Genomic DNA, 21,173 nt, shown 5'->3' with positions numbered 1-21,173 from the left:
ATAAATCAATCATTTTTAATACCCTGTTTAAAGCCTTGCCCCCCTGCAAGGCTTTTTCCTATTTAACTAGAGTAGTAGTTTTCGTTATGCTTCTCTCCCCCCTTGTTCCTTACCCTACAAATAATACTGCATGTTTATTTTAATTTTTCAGCATCCGTACTCGCTCTGTTCGAGAGCTCTTTACCAAATATTCAATCTAATGATAAAATTGACCAAATTAATATTTTCGTCCATAACTGTATCAAAAAGTACACTAAAGAAAAAATAGCACTCTCACAATTAAGTAAACGCGAGCTTTTTCTTCTATCTACTTACTATTTAAGGTTAATAGTGATATAACCAGATTTAAAAATTCGACTTAAATTCATTGATGAATGGAGAGGTTTATATGAAATTGAAAGACAAAGTAGCAATCATAACTGGTGGTGCAAGTGGAATTGGCGAATCTACTGTTCGTCTTTTTATCGAAGAAGGTGCAAAAGTAGTTATTGCTGACTTTTCTGAACGTGGAAAAGAACTATCAGATGAATTGAATGCACATGGATATAATACGTTATTTATTAAAACTGATGTAACAAAAGAGGCAGATATTAAACAGCTAATTCATGAGACAGTAAGTACATACGGTAAATTAGATATTATGTATGCCAATGCCGGCGTTGCTGATGATGCACCAGCAAACGAATTATCCTATGAAAAGTGGAAAAGAACTATTGATATTAATTTGTCTGGGGTATTCCTTTCTGATAAATATTCGATTGAACAATTCCTTAAACAAGGTACAGGTGGTGTCATCGTTAACGCTGGTTCAATTCATAGTTTTGTTTCATTACCTACCCCAACAGCATACTCCTCTGCAAAAGGTGGTGTGAAACTATTAACTCAAAATTTATGTACTGCCTACGCTAAATATGGAATACGTATTAATGCGGTGTGCCCCGGTTATATTGACACCCCTTTACTTGGTAGTGTTAATCCTGAACAGAAAGAATATTTAGCTTCACTTCATCCACAAGGCAGACTTGGAACACCAGAAGAAGTCGCTAAAGCTGTCTTATTTTTAGCAAGTGATGATGCTAGTTTTGTTAACGGTACAACACTTCTTGTTGATGGAGGCTATACTGCACGTTAATTTAAAAATTTTGAAGCACCCTAAGAAATATATAGTCTTCAACAAGAAAAAGCGCCATCACAAGTGACGGCGCTTTTTCTATGTAAGAGCAACTAGAAGGTATCCTTCTAGCCTACTCCCATTTATAAGTCCAAAACTGTTCAAGTTGCAGCCATTTTAATGTTGCTGCATCTTTGTTTTTTATTTTTGCATGCGTGTCTTCAAGCATTGCTTCTGTTTGTGAACGGTGCGCACCTAATGCAGTTAATTTATGATCAAATACTTCACTAATGTTATTTACAACATCCGGTTCTCCTAATACTGCTTCACGATTTTTCGTAATCGCAACAGCATGGATAACTGGGCGCTCTTCTTTTGGCATACGTGATACAGCGCGAACGACAGCGCGGCCAAATGCATTATGATCTGGATGTACACCGTGCTCTGGATAAAATGTAATAATTCGAGATGGATTTACTTCTTGAATAATTGCTTCAATTTTGTCAGCAACGAAATCAACATCTTCAAATTCTAACGTTTTATCATGGAAGCCAAGCATTCTTAAATCTTTAATACCCATCGCTTCACAAGCATCTTTCAATTCTTTCTTACGGATATGTGGAATCGTTTCACGGTTAGCGAATACGTTCTTACCCATGTTACGTCCCATTTGTCCTAGAGTACCACATGCATACGTTACAGGTACTCCTTGATCTGTTAATAAGCGAATTGTTCCTCCCGCAGCATATGCTTCATCATCTGGATGCGGAAATACAACAAGTACATGTCTCTCCATAAGTTTCCCTCCTTCTTACTTAAATGGTGTTAAGCTTAACTCAAGTGCAACTGCTAGACGACCTAAATTATCATGTCCAGCTAATAATAAACGCTCTTGATCGTCTACTTCCCAGTGCGTAATACCTTCAGCATATACCCAACCGTGATCCATTTTCAAACCAACTCGGTATGGATTTGTTCCAGTTATCTTCCCGCGTTCAAAACGGATAATCGCATTTCGAATGAAAGCACCAACTGTCATCATCTTTTCATTTATGTGTGATGCATACGCTCCGTTTGTCGTTTCTAAATGAATATATACATCTTTATTTACAAAACGTTCAATTTCATTTTGAATAAGAGAACTATCTTTTACTATTTCCATCGGAATTCACCTCTTTAAACCATTTTACGCAAAAATAATGTAAATTGCTATCTCTATATTAGAGGACAACGCTCACTTTTCCTAATAATTTGCACTGTGTTTTTTATATGATATGTAAAAAATACATTTTTTCCTTCACTTTGTTAAATAGTTTTCTTTCTTTTTTGAATTTGCTACAATATATTTTATCCCGTATTATTGCAGCGAGATACATTTCGACAATTGAATACATAATTTAAAGAAGGTGACATGATTGGAACAGTCAGCACATGAAGTAGCAAATTGGCAATATTATTTTGCAATTGCCGTATTTTTAATCACGTACGGATTTATTATTTCTGAGAAATTGAATCGTGCTGTAATCGCACTATTCGGTGCTGCTATTATGATTATTTTTGGAGTTGTAGATTTACATACTGCTTTCACATCACATATTCAATGGGAAACGATTACCCTTTTAATTGGGATGATGATTCTCGTACATATTACGAGTCAATCAGGCGTCTTTGAATTTGTGGCCATTAAAGCGGCAAAAGCAGCTGGTGGAAAACCAATTCGCATTTTATTATTACTATCCCTATTAACTGCTGTCGGATCAGCATTTTTGGACAATGTAACGACTGTTTTATTAATCGTTCCTGTTACATTATCCATTACACGTATTTTAAAAGTAAATCCTGTGCCTTATTTGATTTCAGAAGTGCTGTTTTCAAATATAGGCGGAACAGCAACATTAATCGGTGATCCACCTAATATTATGATTGGATCAGCAAACAAGCATTTAGACTTTAACGCCTTTTTACTTAACTTAGCTCCAATCGTAATTATTATTTCTATCGTGACACTTGGCATTATTTACTTCATGTATCGTAACAAACTAAAAACAACACCTGAACAAATCGAAAAACTAATGGCATTAAACGAAAAAGATTACATTAAAGATCAAAGCCTCCTTTTAAAATCTATTTCGATTTTAGGACTAACTATTTTAGGCTTCGTACTTCATTCGATTATTCATGTAGACGCTGCTGTTATCGCGATGACAGGCGCTACACTTCTTATGTTAATCGGCGTGAAAGAACATGATATTGAAGATGTATTTGCCCATGTTGAATGGGTAACCATTTTCTTCTTCGCCGGATTATTTGTTCTCGTTGGCGGGTTAATTGATATCGGACTTATCTCTTCACTTGCAAGAGAAGTAATCGACGTAACAAACGGTGACATCGGATTCGCAGCTATACTTATTTTATGGGTATCTGGCATCGCATCTGCGACAATCGACAACATCCCATTTGTCGCAACGATGATTCCTCTTATTCAAGACTTAGCTACAGGACTCCGACTATCTGTAGATTCTCCGCAAATCGAAGTACTATGGTGGGCGTTATCTCTTGGAGCTTGCTTAGGAGGAAATGGAACACTAATCGGTGCATCTGCAAACGTAGTCGTTGCTGGTATTGCAAAACGTGAAGGACATGGCTTCTCTTATATGGACTTCTTAAAAATTGGTTTACCATTAACTATTGTTGCACTCTTGTTATCACATGCTTATATATATTTACGTTATTTAATGTAAAAGTTGTATTGCATGAAATTATATCGTCAAATACAAAAGGTTTGCAGCATCCGTGCTGCAAACCTTTTTTCATCACCAAAATATACCGATAATTGCTAAACCACCTAAAATCATACCACCAATTTGTCCGACAATTGTTGGTGATAATTGAACACCTTTTCTCACTTCAACAACTGGTCTTTCGTGCCTTAGTTGCTGCACTTCACTTTGAAGTTGGTGCACACTTCCGTGTAACTCTTTAATAAGTTCTTTTAATTCGGCGACCTCTTCATTTACTGGTTTTGCCTTTTCTAAATTCATTTTACATGACTCCTTATAAATTCAATCAACACACTGTAAATTTTCGCCAATTACCATTATATCTCCTGCATACTACATATATAATTTCGAATGTACTTTCTAACCTTGCAGCTCTATCCATTCATCCCGCAATATCCCCATAATCATACGGTCAAAACACTTCCCATCTCTTTGAACCGCTTCTCTCATACAGCCTTCCATTTGAAAACCCATCTTTTTATACAATGCAATGGCAGGTTTATTATACGAAATAACATCGAGACCGATGCGGTGTAAATTCAATTCATAGAAAGCATACTTTAGAATAAGATGTATTGCTTCTTTCCCATATCCTTTTCCTCTATCATTCGCATCTCCTATACCAATGGCTAATAAACCTGTTTTGTTATTCCACTCTATACCATGAATCGCCACAAAACCAATTAAGCGATCTTCTTGAACTGTCCTTACCATGAAAGAAACACTATTCGATCTCCGTCCTTTTAATAACTCATCACTTGCTATTTCATTTAAAGATTGCGGGAATGCTACATCTGTATCAACATTTCTTAAATACTCACTATCTTCTTGCCACATAGCCATTACTTCAGCATCTGTTTCTCTCATAGCTGATAATTTAATCGTTTTATTTCGAAAAAGATTCATTGTCATTTCAAACTCCCCCTTTTAAATAACAGGGATACTTATTTTAGACTATTTATCCCCTTATTCCATAAACTGTTTCATAAACGGGATACTTACAATAAGTGCTGACATTGGCACATCTCCTCCATATTGAATTAACTTCATTGTATAATTTTTTATTTATTCTAACAATAATAGAAAGGCCCTCCAAATTTAGAGGGCCTTTCCTAATAGCAAAACTATATTATTTCGTAAACATTTTCTCCGCTTCATCCATTGCCATTTTGTTTCCTAAAGCAGAATAGTCCAGCCATGGTTGATCATTGATAATGTATACGTGCTTGCCTTTAACTGCTTTTAAGTCTTTCCAAATTGGCGTTTCTTGAAGTTGTTTAAATGCTGCTTTTGCTTTATCATCTCTATTTACAACAATGAAAATCGCATCTGCATCAAAGTCAGGTAATACTTCTTGTGAAATGACTTCGAAAGGGCGGTTTCCATCAATTTTTTCTACACCATTTGCAGGCTGTAACCCTAAGTCTTGGAATAAAATTGGTCCCATCGGTCTTTTCGTACTAAATACACGCAATTCTTTTGCAGTAACGCGAATTGCCATTACTTTTTCGTTATTACCTAGCTCTTTATCTATTAAACCTTTTACTCGTTTTGATTGCTCTTCGTAATCTTGAATATATTTATCTGCTTCTTTCTCACGGTTTACAAGTTTACCAACTTGTTTTAAATGATCTCTCCACGTACCTTCATCTAAATTGAAAGAATGTGTTTTTGCAATTTTTTCGTATTTCGCTACATCTTTACCAGCATATTTTTCATCAACATAAATGTCAGTTGGCTTTAATTGAAGTAACGCTTCCATATTCGGATCTGTTACAACACCAAGCTTCTTCGTATCTTTCAACTTCTCTTTAGCGTGCGGTAAGAAATCTTTTAAATCTCCACCAATAACAGAACCTACTGGTGTAATTCCTAATGCAAGTAAATCATTCGTTAAATGAATAGACATTGAAGCAATTTTTGGGTCATTACTTTTTTCCGTTTTTTTCGTTGCCTCTTCATTAGCTTTCGTTTGACCACATGCTGCTAATACTAAAATACACATCATGCTAAATAAAATAGTAAGTTTCTTTTTCATATGTTCTCCTCTTTGAAGTATTTATTTTGTTTTTGTAAGTAAATAAAGAAAATACGGTGCTCCTAAAGCTGCCACTACTACACCAGCTGGAATAGAGTTTGGCTCAAATATAGAACGACCTATCGTATCTGCTAGCACTAAAATAATCATTCCGATAATGCCAGCTAAAGGAAGAAAGTGTTGATATGTAGTACCTACTAACTTCCTTGCGATATGCGGAGCAACTAAACCGATAAAACCAATTCCTCCTGCCATCGATACACTCCCGCAAGATAATCCAACCGCTGTAGCTAAAAGTAATAACCGTTCTTTTTGAACAGGAACACCAAGTCCTGCTGCTACACTATCACCTAGTGACAATGCATTTAACGTTTTAGATTTTAACCATGCATACGGGGTAAGTATGCAAATCCAAGGTAATAACGCTAGGACATGAATCCAATCCCTTCCCCACACGTTGCCAACTAGCCATCTAGAAGCGAATGTATACGTCTCATCATTTAACTTGAGAGAGAAAAATAACGAAATTGCACTAAAGCCAGCTGAAACAGCAATACCAACGAGAATAAGTCTAATGGGAAGTAAACCTTTCGACCGATCACTCGCAAGTAAAATAATAAGAAATGCAGCTAATACCCCTCCGCCAAATGTAAATAACGGTATTAAAATCGATGCATTCTCATTAATAGAATGAAAGAAAGTAACAAATACGATAAGACCGAAAGATGCACCTGAATGCAACCCTAAAATACCAGGATCTGCAAGTGCATTACGGGATAACCCTTGCAAAATCACACCGGAAATACCAAGACCAATACCGGCTAACATCGTGATTATTATTCTTGGCATACGATAATCATATAGCACGGTTGCACTCTCAAAATTACCATAACCCAAAAGTGTTTCAATTACTCTAAGTGGCGCTATACTCAGTGTCCCTGTATTTAAACTAATTAAAATTACAGCGATACTTATACATCCGAAGATTGTAGTTACAGTAATAGCTCTCTTTTTATCCTTGTTAAAAAGATCCTTCACTTATAACTCCCTCCCAACTTTACGTGCTATATAGAGGAAGAACGGAACTCCAACAAGAGCTACCATAATCCCTATCGCAAGTTCCTTAGGAGGGTTTACTGTTCTTGCCCCTAAATCAGCTACAACTAATAACATAGCTCCTAATAATGCTGACATAGGAATAATGAGTCTATAATTAACACCAACTAATTTTCTAGCAATGTGCGGGATAACTAGTCCTACAAATCCAATAGAACCAACAGCTGAAACAGAAACACCTGCCAGAATAACTACTATAATCATCCCTAGTATTCTCGTTCGGTTCGTTTTCACTCCTAAATTTGTAGCAACATCATCTCCCATTGATATGAGTGAAATAGATCTCCCTAGCATTGTCGCGAAAATAATCGTTATAAGAATAATAGGGACTAAAAATTTCAAGTGTTCCCACTTAACCCCTGCAACACCACCAGCATACCAAAACGCTAAATCTTGGCTTAAATCATAATAAATCGCAACACCTGAACTTAATGAATGTAAAAGTGCTGCCATAACCGCTCCAGCAATCGTTAACCTCATTGGTGTTAACCCGCCTGATGTTGCTGATCCAATAACAAAAATAAGCACTGTACTTAAGACAGCTCCAATAAAGGAAACAATCATTAAATAGGAATACGGCATATGTGGGAAAAAAGCAAAACTAAGTGCTACTACAAACATCGCACCTGCATTTATTCCGAGTACACCTGCATCAGCTAAAGGATTTCGTGTTATACCTTGCATAACAGCACCAACAACCGCAAAAGCTGCCCCTACAACTGCTGCACCAATTACTCTCGGGAGCCTTAATTCATAAATAATTTGGTGCTGCGTTAATTTCGGATTGTAATTCAAAATCGCTGCCCACACCGTTTGTAAATGAATATCTTTTGCACCAAATGAAATGGCTAAAAATATAGATCCAATTAAACATAAAATTGTTAAGCTCATGAAACATATGAACTTAATATGTATCCAGCGGTTATTACCAGCATGTACAGTAGACTTATGTAACATGTTTCATTTCATCCTTTATATTCAGTTGTTTTTTATAATTATTTTTTATTTATAATTATTATTGATAATAATTATCATTTTCATTTAGATATTATATCCCCACTTTTTTTAAATAGCAAACTATTTTTTTACTTTTCTACTATTCATTGTTTTCACACACACATTTGTACAATTTTCATTACAAGGCGTTACATATAAAATGCCACTCGTTCTCTCCTTTTTCCTTATCGGTTTCTTCATTTGGATTGCAGAGAATATCGCAACATTTTTCGGAGCATGGCAATATCCAAATCAACGGGAAACATGGAATCTCGTTCACTTAAGCAAAATTAGTTCATGGTTTTTACTCGTTGTTATTAGCATTATGATTGTCACGCAGCTCAAACATTTGAAGCAATCAAAAAGATAATGCTAATTATGTAAAAACAGTTAGCCCATCAATCATTAGAGAGTGATGGGCTTTTTTTTTAGTAATATTTTTTAAACCAACCTTATCAAAGGAGTTATAATTTACAAGAGTATAGGCAGTTGCACATTATGAACTACTACTAGCAGAAGATGTTGCTGCAGATGAAGCGGCAATCGTTGCCATCATAGCAGCCTGTTGTGCTTGTATGAGGACTTCTATCATTGTTTGTAAACCTGTGTTGGTAGTTTTACTTTCCTCACCTTTCTGACTTACGAACAGTTGAATAGCAATAAGAATATTTGTATCTGTATGCCAACGGAACAATTTATCCCCCTGCAATTTTTCAATAAATGCTCTAATAGAATGAATCTCTTTTTCTCCATCCTCGAGTAACGCTAGTAACCCGATAGCTGGGTAATGTATCTGTTTTACTTTTACCTTTTCTTGCTTTAACAAATTCCATATATTTGTGCATTTTGCGACTAACAGTTCTTCCCTGACATCCTTCTTTAGTGAAAGAATATGACTCAAAAATTGAAGATCATTCCCTTTATGCAAACCAGCTGTCGCTAGTTTCTGATAAAGGCGTTCCACTCGGTCCATAAGTGTGTCTACATTCTCTGATTGTCCTGCTAATAAAACCGCGAGCGGATAATCATTTGTACTTGTAAGAAAGAGGTGATCCTTTTTCATGCGTTTATATACTTGCATCGAGCGTTGAATGTGCGCGCCATGCTGTTCATTTTCTTCTGTTAAAAGTACAGCTGCTGCGAGATAAGTAAATATACTCCGGCTAAACCCACCAGTGACCAATTGTTCATATAAATCTAAAAACTCCCGAAAAGCTTTCTGGTAATCTGTAAAGTGAATATCTAATGTTGCGGCCACTACAAAACGATGATAAGACTTTAAGTATGAAAACATCCCTACCTGATTCTTAATATAACTACTAATTTCTAAAAAACGTCCGAGATCAAACAGTTTATCACTACCTGCATACATAGCAGCAATCATCATTCCTGTTCGAGAATCGCTCGTTTTCCATTTTAGTTCTCCCTTTAACTGTACATATGTATGTTTATATTGCTCCAACTTTTGCTCTAATGTAATCATAGTATTCACCCCTATTTCTAGTTCTTCTCTATCATTATACTTATATTCCATATTTAGGAATACTACAATTAATAATCACACCATAAAAATTATAAAATCCTCTTATCCTTCTTCATCAGCATCACGATGATAATCCCTAATCCTTCAAGAAGTTAAACAAAAAAGGTAGATAATAATTTATCTACCTTTTTTGTTTATATCATTTAACATTACACCTGTATTGCTTGTTATATGCAATTAAGACTAAAGAGCTTTAATAATACGTTCCATCGCCTTCATTTGTCCAATATGATCAGCTTCATGATAAAGCATCATACCGTAAAGCTCACCAACTGTTTCCAATCCTAGAAATGGCTCTGGCAGTTTATTTTCAAATGCTTCTGCTGGAATTTCTTTAATACGTTTTGCTTGTTCTTTTAATTGGACCGTTAACACTTCTAATGATGGTCCTTCTGTTGTCCATTTAGATGGTCTTGATCCATATCCAAACATACCTGGATATTCAGTTGGTAATTGTTTGAATTCTTTTCCAAACATGAAAACTTCTGCTGCCGTTAATACATGACCGATATGCCAACGAATTGTATTGTTAAAACCCTCTGGCTGCGTATCCACAGTTTTATCATCTAGCGTCTCCATAAATTTAAGTAATGCCCCGCGCGTTATTTCAAATTGTTTTAAACCAATTATTCTATTCATTTTATCGTTCTCCTTCTTCATGTACATTTTATTATGAACTAAGAATGTTCAATTCATTAAAGTTTCACTTTGTTTAATCTATCAGAAACAATGAAGAAATACATCTAATATGCTTAGTAAAAATAATAAAAAGGTTCACCTCTCGTACATATAGAATTACTTATTACACAAATAGTTTAGTAAATAAAAGAGGAGTGTTAATTTCATGTTACATGTTTTAAAACAGCAATATAATCTTATTAGCTCTACAAGAGAAACTCTATTTTCGTTTTTGGAAGAAATCCCAGTAGAAAAATTACATAGCACAGTTCCTAATTTCGGGAGCGGTAGCATTATAAAGACTCATATTCATGTAGCCGATTGCTACCGATACTGGCTTGGATCATTCGCATTTAAACAAAAGCGAGTAGACTTTTCATTTGCTAGCGATTACGAAATTGAGCATGCAGATGTGAAAAAAGTTCGCGCTAGATTTAAGTTAGTAGATGAGACTGTACAACGTTTTTTAGATGAATACAATGACCGTTGGCTCGAAAATATTGCAAATGAAGTAAAGTGGCAAAAAGAGCCTTGGAGTACAACTCCGCTATGGCTTTTAACTCATACGGAAACTCATGAGTTTCATCACAAAGGACAAATTGTATCAATGGCTAGGCACCTTGGATATACTCCTCCTGATACAGACCTTAGTTAATACATTCGTGTTCATTTCAAAGCGGAATGAGCAGCAAGAATAATAGTATGATCAAAAAACTCGTTGATACATTTTGTTGTGTATAAAACTTTTATTATTTGTTTTAGGTATACCATACCATTATAAAATTCATGTAACATCGAATTAAGGTTCATATTTTTTATGTAACTCATTGAAGAAAGTTTAAGTATTTATACATTCAATTACTAACTAAAGGAGAAAATTATAATGAGATTAGAGAGCGAAAGAATTTATTTAAGGCCTCTTTGCCAGCTAGATGCTCCTATTATATTAGAAAGTACAATGGATGATGAAATAAGATATATGACTGGAACTAAGTCCACTTTTTCATTGGAGCAAATTACGAAACATATAGATCATATAAATAATGATTCAAGTCGCTATGATTTCGCTATTTGTTTACAAAGTACTGAAGAGATGATTGGAGAGTTGTCGATTTTAGATATCGATGAGGAGAACAAAAGAGCAGGATTCAGAATATCAATGCTTTCAATAGCATTAACAGGACAAGGTTATGGAACTGAAGCTATTAAAATAGTTTTAAGATTTGTTTTTGAACAACTATCATTAAATCGTTTACAGTTAGAAGTATTTAGCCATAATTTACGCGGAATTAAAGCTTATGAAAAAGTTGGTTTTGCAAAAGAAGGAACCTTACGTCAATCTTTATTTTATAACGATACATACTCAGATGAAATTATTATGGCCATACTTAAAAGCGATTATATAGAGAGACCTTTGTAAATGAATGTACTTAATCTATTAAACAATTTTAAAGAACCTTACCACAATAAAATGCAGTAAGGCTCTTTCATTTTTATATCAAATAACAGCTCTTAAAACATGTATAATCGTATCAATACCAAATAGTCTCCGCATAATTATATGCATCACTATTCGGAATTGCATGTTTCCCCTGCGCTTGTGCTTTTCTTGGATCTAAATCATATACCATTGGCGTATAGCATGATGTTTGCCCTTTATTTACAACACCATTTCCTCCAGCACTTCCGCAAGTGTATGCCTTTCCATCTGTTTTTCTAACAATCCTTGCATCAGCTTCATTATTATAAACTGCCAGGCGAGTTACAGTAACTTTTGCCCACGCTGTTTTACACGTCGTGCTAAATTTTAATTCCACATAAGAATTTGAATCAATCCACTTCTTTTCTTTCGTTACTGCTGATTGATCACAACTATTGTAATACGGACTTTTCCCATCATACGAATGGTCTTCTGCAAATGCTTTATCATTATTGGTCGTACTAAACACACTAGTTACGACGAGCAATGCCAGACAAAGACATGCGCTTACCTTTTTAATAAGTTTCACAGGATTCCACTCCTTTATTAATAACGTCCAGTTTTCCCGTAACCATTATTAATCGTCACTGCTTCGGCATCAGCTGTATAACCAAAATCAGCAGTTAAATCAAACACCATTCCTGTATAAGTGCTCGTTTGCCCCGTTTTAATTGCTCCATTACCACTATTAGAATCTACTGATTTTTGGAATACACCATTTTTATATTTATTAATAACAGCGTAAGCATATACTCCTCCAGAAACAGAAGGTGCTGGTTGATCTAAAACAAGCTTAGACCATGCCGCATGACATGTATTACTGTAACGTAAATACACTGTTCCTACTTTTTTACTACCTTCATAAACTGCTGTAGACTTTGCATTAAATCCATCTGCATCACATGTTGTACTTCCCCCGTATACTTTCGTTGTTGCTGGATTTTTTCCGTCATAATAGCTACTCAGATCAGTAGCTGCAAATGTACTTTCTTGAAAACTAAATAATACCCCTACACTCGCTACACTTAACACACATACTTTCATTAACTTTTTAAACATTTTTAATTCCCCCTCAAAATGATTATGTATACTAAACACAACCTATACTGCTGTGTCAGCCCTCCTTCCATGCTTCCTAGAGGCATCTTACAAAAACGAATTAACGTTGTAAATTCCCTTATGATTATTGGAATATACGAAGAACTTTACTTATCCTTGTAAGAAAAAAAGTTGAGAAATACACATTTTATAGCATCCTTTATTTAAAACATAAAAGAACCGATACTTGTTATATTCAAGCATCGGTTCTTTATACAAAATTGCCATTTTTTCTTTTATATAAAATAAATATTTCTCCACTTAATTTGTTGTAAAAAACTCCCTCGTTACATCAATAAATTGCTGCAGTGGTGCTGTCATCCATTTATCTTTATGCCAAGCAATTTGTGTATAAATTGGAGGTATTGTTTCGTTTAACATTAACTCCTTTAACGTCCCTTCCCGTATATCTTTTTCTACTACTATCGCTGGTAAAACGGCTATACCTAAATCTGCAATAACACATTGTTTAATTGCTTCCACACTAACAAACTCAATTTTATTTGTTGGATATAGATCTTCCCCGCGAAATAGCTCTTCAAATAAAGTTCTATATGAGCAGCCTAATTCTGTTAATAAAAGTGTTTCACTCTCTAAATCTTTTATAGAAACAGTAGTCTGTTCAAGTAAAATATGCCCTGGAGCAGCTACTACTTTTAATTCTTCTTTTATAAGTGGTTCCACATGTAAAACATCTTCTGTTTTACATTCGTCCAAAATAAATGCAAGATCTACTTTTCCCTCCATCAATTGTTCCTTCGCATCTTTATTGGAATGTGCTGGTCTAAATATAAGCTTTATTTTGGGGAATTGTATTTTAAACCTCTTTAATATAGAAGGCAGTCTGTATGTACATTGACTTTCTTGTGCACCAATTATTAACGTGCCTGCTATTTCCTCATCATCTTTCACGGCCGTCTTTGCTTCGTTACTAAGTGCGATTATCTTGTCTGCATATAGTTGAAACTTTCTTCCTGCTTCAGTTAAGAAAAGACGTTTCCCTAATCTCTCAAATAGTGGTGTACCGAGCTCAGCCTCTAACGTTTTAATTTGTGCTGTAACGCTCGATTGAGCAAAGTTTAATTTCTTCGCAGTTTGTGTAAAGTTCAAAGTATCTGCTGCTACTTTAAATGTAATTAATTGTTTTATCTCCATTTATCATCCCTCTTTTTCAATCGATATTTCCGATTGATTTCATCGAAATAATCCTCTTTGTCTATTGATATTTATATTGTATGATAAAGAGCATCGACAAACAATAAAATGGAGGTATTCCATATGAAAGCACTTTGTTTCGAAACATTCGGAGATGCTGATGTACTTCAATATAAAGAAATCCCTGATCCAATCATTAATCCAAATGAAATTCTTATCCGCACGAAAGCAATCGGTCTAAATTTCGCAGATATTTATAGACGCCGTGGTGATTATCACCTCGCTGGTAACCCTCCTTATATATTAGGTTATGAAGGCGCTGGTATCGTTGAAGAAGTAGGTGCTAACGTTACTACTATCAATCCTGGAGACCGTATTGCATTTGCTGACGTTCCATTCGCAAATGCAGAATTAGTTGCCGTTCCAGCAGAAAAAGCAATCCCGCTTCCAGATTCAATTTCTTTTGAAACAGCCGCTTCTACCTTATTGCAAGGTCTAACGGCACATTATTTAACGAAAGATAGCTATCAAATAAAACAAGGTGATACAGCTTTAGTCCATGCTGCGGCTGGTGGCGTTGGTCAACTTCTTATTCAAATGATTAAACTACAGGGTGGAACAGTAATCGGTCTTACGTCATCAACCGAAAAAACCAAAGTAGCCACGTTAGTTGGGGCTGATCACGTATTTTTATATACTGAAAAATGGCATTCAAAAGTACTTGAAATAACAAACGGTACTGGAGTAAATGTTGTATATGAATCAGTAGGCTCTACACTTGAGGAAAGTTTTAACGCTACTAAAATCGGTGGTACTGTCGTATTTTACGGAATGGCCGGTGGTAATCCTGCGCCCATTGATCCACGTATGCTTATGGATACTTCGAAAACTTTAACTGGCGGAGACCTTTGGAACGTACTTACTACTTTTGAAGAACGTAAGCAGCGCTCTACTCAATTATTTGATTGGATCGCTACTGGAAAATTGAACATTGCAAGTCCTACTACATTCTCTTTACAAGACGGTGCCCGTGCACATGAATTATTAGAGAGCAGAAAAAGTACTGGGAAGATTTTATTGATCCATAATTCATAAAATGAAAAGAAAGCTAGATTAAAATTTTGTGAAGACCTATAGTGAAAAAAATTGATAAATGAAAGGACATAACATATTTTATATAACTAATATGTTATGTCCTTACTTCTTCAAATAACGATCCCATGTATCACTCGAATAATTTTTGAGCTCTTTTCTCAATTAAAACTACCTTTAATTGCATATGTTCTTTTATTTGTATATTGCTAGAAAATTATCATTTTTATTTATGAATAAGGCTACGTACCGATTTAAGCTAAAAACTAGATTTTGATCCTATAACAACAGTGGCATCTAATTCCTCATCTCTAGTCACTTTCGTGGTAAGCCCAGCACCAGCAAAGATTTCAAAGGTCTGAGTTGCCTGCATTTCACTCGTCTCTATTAAAAGATGCCCTCCCAATGCGAGCCAGAGAAATGCTTCTTTTGCTACTCTTCGCTGAATGTCGAGTCCATCCTCTCCTCCGTCTAGCGCCATTTTCGGTTCATGTAGACGGGCCTCCTGTGGAAGCAGCTTTATTGTCTCGGTAGGAACATAAGGTACGTTTGCAACTATGGTATTCACATGGCCTTTAAGTGCGTGAGGCAAAGCTTTATACAAGTCACCTTCAAAAACATGGCCACCGAAATTTGTTACGTTGCGGCTAGCACATCGTACTGCGACAGGATCAATGTCAACAGAATACAATTCAATTCGTCCTAAAGCTGCCGCCAGAGCTACACCCACAGCACCTGAACCGCAACATAGATCAACGACGATATCACCAAAGCATAACAGAGCTTCTGCTTGGCGAACAAGAAACTCGGTACGTTGACGAGGTACGAAAACACCTCGGTCCACTTCTATCCGCAACCCACAAAATTCTGCGTATCCAACAACATATTCAAGTGGCAAACCATTGGCTCGCATTTCCACCATTCTCTTGAGCTCCTCTGGAGTTCGGGCTGCTGAAATAAGTAACCGGGTCTCTTCTTCTGCGAAAACACAACCCGCGCTCTGAAGTCTGTTAATTATACATTTTTCCGTTTTATTGTCCAAAAAGGAATTACATTCTTTTCCTATTTATCTCACCACTTTTTCTTATTTATAACCCTGTATTCGCTAAAAATTGGATGTATCCTTTTTAACAAAGTGGTCCTATTCAAAAAAATACGCCCTTATTCAATTAAATGACCCGATTGTTGAACAAAGAAACGTTCTACACAATAGAAAGTTTCATTATAATATCCCAATATAACCTTATAAATGATGCACTAAAAAATAAAAAGGAAGCTAGATTTTACTAACTTCCTTTTCTTATATCTATTTAAGATAGTATTATATTTCCACACTTTCTTTCCCTTTTGCAACATAACTCATATCTCCAACCGACTCCACTGTGTATGTTCCATCTTGATATACAATCTTCGTCACGCTAGCATTTTCCACTCCAAGTTTTGTTTTGCTACTGTCTAACATTTCTATTAAGGTAGTAATCAAAAGCCCATGAACGACAACTAAGACGTTACCGCCACCATTTTCAGCAGCTTCTTCACTAATTTTATCTATCTCTGTTTTTATACGAGTAGAAAATAATTCCCAATCTTCCGCCTGTTTTGTAGGATCTGCTACTCTAATAAGATTAATCACTTCTTGAATAGAAAACTTCATAAGTTCTTCTGGTGATGCAACGCCTGCAGCTTTTCCAACCACATCCCACATATTCTCAAGTTTTTCACCTTCAAAAATACCGAAATTTAATTCTCGCAAATCTTTTCTTTGCTCAAGTTTTAATTTTGATTGCTCACTATATTTTAATACTAAATTAGCAGTTTCAATTGCGCGGCCGCTATCACTACTATACGCATTCATAAAATGAATATCTTTTAATCCTGTTCCTAAATTTGTGGCAACTTCAACACCTCTTTCTACTAAAGGAGAATCTGCCCAACCTTGCGCGCGATGATTCGTATTTAATATTGTTTTACCGTGTCTTGTAACATATAACGTCACTACATTCTCATTGCTATGTGTTTCTCGCTTATTCATTTCATTCTCTCCCTTTACGTTTCTATATCAATTTTACCACCTCAATTATTCATTGAGCAAAATATACGTCAGTAGATCCGCTTAATAAAAAAAGCTATCTTTCTGTATATCCATACAAAAAGATAGCATCTTTTATGATTACATTTCTTAACCGGTACTCCTACTCAGCAAAAGCACTCGAATATTGTACAATTCCTTCTACACCTCGAAGAGAATTTTCTGTTAATTCCATTATCATAAATACCTCTTCAGGCACTTCAAACGGTGCTTTTACATTCCACTCACTTGCTTTCTTAAAACCAAATTTCGGGTAGTACTCTGGATGTCCTAATACTACAACTGATCCGTATCCAAGTTGTTTCGCTTTTTCTAAAGCAGCCGTGATCAGTTTTCCACCAATTCCTTTCTTCTGATGGCCCCTAGCAACTGAAACTGGTGCAAGTGCTAACGATTCTACAGAAGTTCCACCTTGTTCTATTGTAATGTTCGATAACATAATGTGACCGACTATTTCTTCATCTATCGCAACGATAGATAACTCAGGAACAAACGCGTCACTTTTTCTAATACGTTTTACAAGTTCATGTTCTTTTTTATCACTAAACTCTTCATGTAAAAATGCTTCTTTTACAACTTCTTCTGTTTTTCTATAATCATTTTTTTGTTCTTGTCTAATCGTTACCATTTTAACTTATCCTCTATTCTTTCTTATTTCTTTTTGAATTTTACGAAGTGCTTTTTTCGATCCGCGCTCAATATCGTGTTGCATTTTTCTCTCTTTATAATCGACAAATAGTGTATTTAAATCGTATCCCTCTGGATATAACTCCTTCGCTGCTACCTCTAAAGTAATACGTTTTACATTTACTTCAACGAATTCACCGTTATAATATACAGCGACGTTATAAAAATTATCTTTTTCCTTATAGATGATACCAAAATCATCATAATCTAATAAATTCACACGATCGCCGATTTTGTACTCATAATGAAATTCTCTTTTTTCTTGTACAAATTTCGGTTTTCTAATTTTACTTTCATTCACTTTTTCTAAAGCGTACTCTTTATTTCCCATGTACTCTTTCGCTCTTTTCAGCACATGTTCTTTTACGCTCATTTTATTCGCAATCCAAAGTGCATTACTTTCTCCTGATTTTCCGATAACTAATTTATAAAGCGGCTCTAGCGTTTCACTATTAAACTGCATCGCTGCATTCATAAAGTCATCGTGCATTTCTGAGAATCGTTTAATTTCTCCGTAATGCGTACTCGCAACGGTAATACATCCCGTAAGGTACAACTCTTCTAAAATAGATATTGCAAGTGCTGCACCTTCATTCGGTTCTGTACCGCTTCCTATTTCATCAAATAAAAGTAACGTATTATTATTTGACATCCTCATAATCTCAGAAAGATTTTTCATATGAGATGAAAATGTACTTAATGCGTTTTCGATACTTTGATTATCACCAATATCTACAAATACATTTTCAAAAATAGCGATTTCTGTACCTTTATCTCCTGCAATATGAAGACCTGACATTGTAGCTAATGTTAACAATCCAATCGTTTTTAACACAATTGTCTTTCCGCCCGCATTCGGCCCTGTAATAATTAAACTACGATACTCTTGACCAATTTTAAAATTTAAGGGTACAACTTGCCCTGTTAAAAGCGGATGCTTACAATTCACTAAATGAATGTAGCCATGATCATTTAACTTCGGTTCTATTCCATCAATCGATTTACTAAACTTCGCTTTTGCAAATACCATATCATACTGACTAATTAGCTCCATATTAATCTTTATACTATAAATGTTTTCTAACACCATTCCTGATAAAGTCGCTAAAATTTGATATTCTTCAACCGCTTCTTCTGCTTTCAAACCCGCTAGTTCCGCATTCAATTTCGTAACCGTATGCGGTTCTATAAATACAGTAGAACCTTTTGCCGAGGCTTCAATAATACTTCCAGCAACTTGGTTTTTATAGGAAGATTTAATTGGAATCGTATAACGGTCATCCTTTTTACTAATAAAGAATTCCTGAATGAATTTCTTATTTGCACTACTATTTAAAAACTTCGTTAAACGTTCTTTTATTTTCCCATCTACAGAATCGATATTATTTCGAATTCGTTTTAACTCTTTACTTACAGCTGCATCAATACTATTTCCTTTAATTGAAAAGTTAATTTCCTCTTCAATACTTTTATATTCAGTCATTGAATTTGCATAAGAAGCTAATACTGGTGCAAAAAATTCTTTATCTAACATAAACTTTTTAATCTTTCTACATCCGCGTAAAAAGTCTGAGACACTGACTAATTCTTCTGGATCTAAAATCATCCCTTTTTCTAATTTTTGAATTGTACTAGCAATATTAGAAATGCCGAAGAAAGGAACATGCCCTTCTGCATCTAATATAGCTCGTGCTTCTGTCGTTTCATTCAACCGATTTCTCACTACTTTTATACTCGTACTCGGCTCTAATTTGTTTAATAATTCCTTACCTAATCCACTTACACAATAAGATTTCACTATATCCTTTAATTCGTTATATTGTAGCTTTTCAAAAGTCATCGTATTCATTTTGTTTCTCCTCACTATGATTGATTTTTATCATAAATGAAGATACCTACTCATTAGATTCCAATGAGTCATACATGAAATTCCATAATTATACAATAAAAATATATACAAAAAAGCTGCGGGGATACCGCAGCTTTTACATTTACAAGGCATTTGTAATAACATATGAGGAAATAAGCCATAAAAAATAGATGGCAGTCCCTTATTACACGCTTTATAAAGTATTGTAGGTATCTTCATAGGTTTTGAAATAAATGCATGACAAAATTAGGGGTATGATGTACATAAAAATCCCCTGGTCTTATCTGATTTATTTCATTAAATTTTTCCTATTTAATACCTACCGCACTCACAAAAAGCACCTCTCATTAAGTTATATTATAGTCATTGAAATCTAATTTATTGAAATCATCATACTATATGTTTTGTAAGAAGTAAAGGTGTCAAACTATTTCCTTGCAGACTGTAAAATGTTCATATAATCAACCTTTTTCTCAAGGGTCTTTTTCGCATCTTCAGCCGTTACTATATAATCTACAGGAATATTTTGTAGTACATCCTTATTAATATTTGGCAACTGAATCGTTATATCTTCTACATTACTTTTACTATTTTCAATCGTTTTATTAAATTCCTGAATACTTCTTGCAACCCCCGCTAATGTTTCCATATGTACAGAATTGTTTACATCTAAAACAGTATTACTTTTAAAAACTGCCGTATAATACTGTTGCAAATTTTTCTTCGCTATTTGTTCCTCAGTATTCTTATCGGAAACATTATCCCCAGTCTGCATTTGATCAAAAGTAAATATAGTGTTTTTCTCTCCATAATATGTATTAAATCTTCCTTGTAAATTATTTGCTTCCTTTTTCTTTTCATAGTTATCATTATTTACTTCTGGAGAGATTTGCCCCTCGAAGTACAGTTGAAATTGCAAGTGCGGTTCATTTACTTGCTGCACAGTAACTATCCGCCCCTTTGGACCAAGGAAGTCCTTTCCGTTATCCAGAGTTTCAACTCCGTTTAATTTAACAACCATACCATACTCCGATTTTGTATAACTTTGTGCTTTTTGTTCAATTTCTTCATCCGATATATCACATGATGTTAATAGTAATAAACTAAACATTATGCTATATTTCATTATTGTTCTTTTCATATTGCCTCTCCTTTTGCTACTACCACCTATACAGAAATGTGCCTATGGATTTTAAATTACGATTTATATAAAGAACTTCTTCTAAAAAGCGCTACATCAAACTATCTTCGCTAACTTGAATAATAAAAACTCATCATCTTGCTTTAGAAAACACTAATAACCACAAGTATAAAAATACCCATTAACTATCATTTTATAATAATAGTGTAATTTTGCATTATAATAATTTTATCGTAAAGCAAATATAATATCTATTAAAATCACATTAAAAACATATTAATATTTAGTTCTATAGCAAT

22 protein-coding genes and 1 pseudogene are annotated in these 21,173 nt (G+C 34.8%); 6 read left to right on the top strand and 17 right to left on the bottom strand.

Going from position 1 to position 21,173, the window contains the following annotated elements; genetic code table 11:
* Positions 1-388: 388 nt before the first annotated feature.
* On the top strand, positions 389-1,132 hold the full coding sequence (locus tag QO049_RS19850) for an SDR family NAD(P)-dependent oxidoreductase (protein WP_000768017.1): 744 nt from the start codon (positions 389-391) through the stop codon (positions 1,130-1,132).
* 112 nt (positions 1,133-1,244) lie between these two features.
* On the opposite strand, the gene bshB2 is transcribed toward QO049_RS19850, so the two are convergent.
* Together bshB2 and QO049_RS19840 are read right to left on the bottom strand one after the other, a co-directional pair.
* Positions 1,245-1,907: a bacillithiol biosynthesis deacetylase BshB2 gene (bshB2, locus tag QO049_RS19845; RefSeq protein WP_000439483.1), complete on the bottom strand. Its 663-nt coding sequence runs from the start codon at positions 1,905-1,907 to the stop codon at positions 1,245-1,247.
* A 15-nt stretch (positions 1,908-1,922) separates the two neighbouring features.
* Positions 1,923-2,273 (bottom strand): YojF family protein, encoded by a 351-nt coding sequence (locus tag QO049_RS19840; protein ID WP_000407045.1) that lies wholly within the window; start codon positions 2,271-2,273, stop codon positions 1,923-1,925.
* Between the two features lie 253 nt (positions 2,274-2,526).
* Between QO049_RS19840 and QO049_RS19835 the strand changes: the two genes are divergently transcribed.
* Positions 2,527-3,852 carry an ArsB/NhaD family transporter gene (locus tag QO049_RS19835; protein ID WP_246960710.1) on the top strand — a complete coding sequence of 442 codons (1,326 nt, stop codon included), beginning with the start codon at positions 2,527-2,529 and terminating at the stop codon, positions 3,850-3,852.
* Positions 3,853-3,924: 72 nt separating this feature from the next.
* On the opposite strand, the gene QO049_RS19830 is transcribed toward QO049_RS19835, so the two are convergent.
* The 5 genes from QO049_RS19830 to QO049_RS19810 all read right to left on the bottom strand — a co-directional run bounded on the left by QO049_RS19830 (position 3,925) and on the right by QO049_RS19810 (position 8,002).
* Positions 3,925-4,152 (bottom strand): coiled-coil domain-containing protein, encoded by a 228-nt coding sequence (locus tag QO049_RS19830; RefSeq protein WP_001047304.1) that lies wholly within the window; start codon positions 4,150-4,152, stop codon positions 3,925-3,927.
* 99 nt (positions 4,153-4,251) lie between these two features.
* On the bottom strand, positions 4,252-4,803 hold the full coding sequence (locus tag QO049_RS19825; RefSeq protein WP_000178506.1) for a GNAT family N-acetyltransferase: 552 nt from the start codon (positions 4,801-4,803) through the stop codon (positions 4,252-4,254).
* Between the two features lie 217 nt (positions 4,804-5,020).
* Positions 5,021-5,929 (bottom strand): iron-hydroxamate ABC transporter substrate-binding protein, encoded by a 909-nt coding sequence (locus QO049_RS19820; protein ID WP_246960711.1) that lies wholly within the window; start codon positions 5,927-5,929, stop codon positions 5,021-5,023.
* Positions 5,930-5,950: 21 nt separating this feature from the next.
* Complete coding sequence (locus QO049_RS19815; protein WP_246960714.1) at positions 5,951-6,967, bottom strand: FecCD family ABC transporter permease; 1,017 nt, start codon at positions 6,965-6,967, stop codon at positions 5,951-5,953.
* On the bottom strand, positions 6,968-8,002 hold the full coding sequence (locus QO049_RS19810; RefSeq protein ID WP_246960717.1) for a FecCD family ABC transporter permease: 1,035 nt from the start codon (positions 8,000-8,002) through the stop codon (positions 6,968-6,970).
* A gap of 121 nt (positions 8,003-8,123) precedes the next feature.
* Here QO049_RS19810 and QO049_RS19805 point away from each other — a divergent pair.
* Positions 8,124-8,411, top strand: a pseudogene (locus tag QO049_RS19805) (DUF817 family protein); the annotation flags it as partial.
* Between the two features lie 126 nt (positions 8,412-8,537).
* Here the strand turns inward: QO049_RS19805 and QO049_RS19800 are convergent.
* Positions 8,538-9,575 carry a DUF4003 domain-containing protein gene (locus tag QO049_RS19800; RefSeq protein WP_246960719.1) on the bottom strand — a complete coding sequence of 346 codons (1,038 nt, stop codon included), beginning with the start codon at positions 9,573-9,575 and terminating at the stop codon, positions 8,538-8,540.
* Positions 9,576-9,767: 192 nt separating this feature from the next.
* On the bottom strand, positions 9,768-10,244 hold the full coding sequence (locus QO049_RS19795) for a DinB family protein (protein WP_113623480.1): 477 nt from the start codon (positions 10,242-10,244) through the stop codon (positions 9,768-9,770).
* 184 nt (positions 10,245-10,428) lie between these two features.
* On the opposite strand from QO049_RS19795, the gene QO049_RS19790 reads away from it, so the two are divergent.
* Both QO049_RS19790 and QO049_RS19785 read left to right on the top strand, forming a co-directional pair.
* Positions 10,429-10,917 carry a DinB family protein gene (locus QO049_RS19790; RefSeq protein ID WP_000903460.1) on the top strand — a complete coding sequence of 163 codons (489 nt, stop codon included), beginning with the start codon at positions 10,429-10,431 and terminating at the stop codon, positions 10,915-10,917.
* 228 nt (positions 10,918-11,145) lie between these two features.
* Positions 11,146-11,682 (top strand): GNAT family N-acetyltransferase, encoded by a 537-nt coding sequence (locus tag QO049_RS19785; protein WP_001235431.1) that lies wholly within the window; start codon positions 11,146-11,148, stop codon positions 11,680-11,682.
* A gap of 112 nt (positions 11,683-11,794) precedes the next feature.
* Here QO049_RS19785 and QO049_RS19780 read toward each other — a convergent pair whose 3' ends face one another.
* From QO049_RS19780 to QO049_RS19770, 3 genes are all read right to left on the bottom strand, one after another.
* Positions 11,795-12,271 (bottom strand): DUF2690 domain-containing protein, encoded by a 477-nt coding sequence (locus QO049_RS19780; protein ID WP_000767004.1) that lies wholly within the window; start codon positions 12,269-12,271, stop codon positions 11,795-11,797.
* A gap of 17 nt (positions 12,272-12,288) precedes the next feature.
* Positions 12,289-12,801 (bottom strand): DUF2690 domain-containing protein, encoded by a 513-nt coding sequence (locus QO049_RS19775; RefSeq protein WP_000473748.1) that lies wholly within the window; start codon positions 12,799-12,801, stop codon positions 12,289-12,291.
* A 300-nt stretch (positions 12,802-13,101) separates the two neighbouring features.
* Entirely contained in the window at positions 13,102-13,995 is an 894-nt protein-coding gene (locus tag QO049_RS19770) for a LysR family transcriptional regulator (protein ID WP_246960722.1), read from the bottom strand.
* Positions 13,996-14,118: 123 nt separating this feature from the next.
* Here QO049_RS19770 and QO049_RS19765 point away from each other — a divergent pair, with 123 nt between their 5' ends.
* Positions 14,119-15,090 (top strand): quinone oxidoreductase family protein, encoded by a 972-nt coding sequence (locus QO049_RS19765; protein ID WP_246960724.1) that lies wholly within the window; start codon positions 14,119-14,121, stop codon positions 15,088-15,090.
* A 256-nt stretch (positions 15,091-15,346) separates the two neighbouring features.
* On the opposite strand, the gene QO049_RS19760 is transcribed toward QO049_RS19765, so the two are convergent.
* The 5 genes from QO049_RS19760 to QO049_RS19740 form a co-directional block, all read right to left on the bottom strand.
* Entirely contained in the window at positions 15,347-16,129 is a 783-nt protein-coding gene (locus QO049_RS19760; protein ID WP_246960741.1) for a putative protein N(5)-glutamine methyltransferase, read from the bottom strand.
* 279 nt (positions 16,130-16,408) lie between these two features.
* Complete coding sequence (locus tag QO049_RS19755; protein ID WP_098592560.1) at positions 16,409-17,119, bottom strand: histidine phosphatase family protein; 711 nt, start codon at positions 17,117-17,119, stop codon at positions 16,409-16,411.
* Between the two features lie 160 nt (positions 17,120-17,279).
* Positions 17,280-17,804, bottom strand: coding sequence for a GNAT family N-acetyltransferase (locus QO049_RS19750; RefSeq protein ID WP_069604838.1), 525 nt, complete (start codon positions 17,802-17,804; stop codon positions 17,280-17,282).
* Positions 17,805-17,810: 6 nt separating this feature from the next.
* Positions 17,811-19,712, bottom strand: a complete 1,902-nt coding sequence (locus tag QO049_RS19745; protein WP_246960744.1) for an endonuclease MutS2 — start codon at positions 19,710-19,712, stop codon at positions 17,811-17,813.
* 448 nt (positions 19,713-20,160) lie between these two features.
* Positions 20,161-20,874, bottom strand: coding sequence for a hypothetical protein (locus QO049_RS19740; RefSeq protein WP_000831439.1), 714 nt, complete (start codon positions 20,872-20,874; stop codon positions 20,161-20,163).
* Positions 20,875-21,173 lie beyond the last annotated feature (299 nt).

It is taken from the genome of Bacillus sp. RB3 (assembly GCF_030164735.1).
GTDB lineage: Bacteria > Bacillota > Bacilli > Bacillales > Bacillaceae_G > Bacillus_A > Bacillus_A cereus.
The sequence above is the reverse complement of the archived record's forward strand: the minus strand, read 5'-3'. Positions and strand labels throughout refer to the sequence as shown.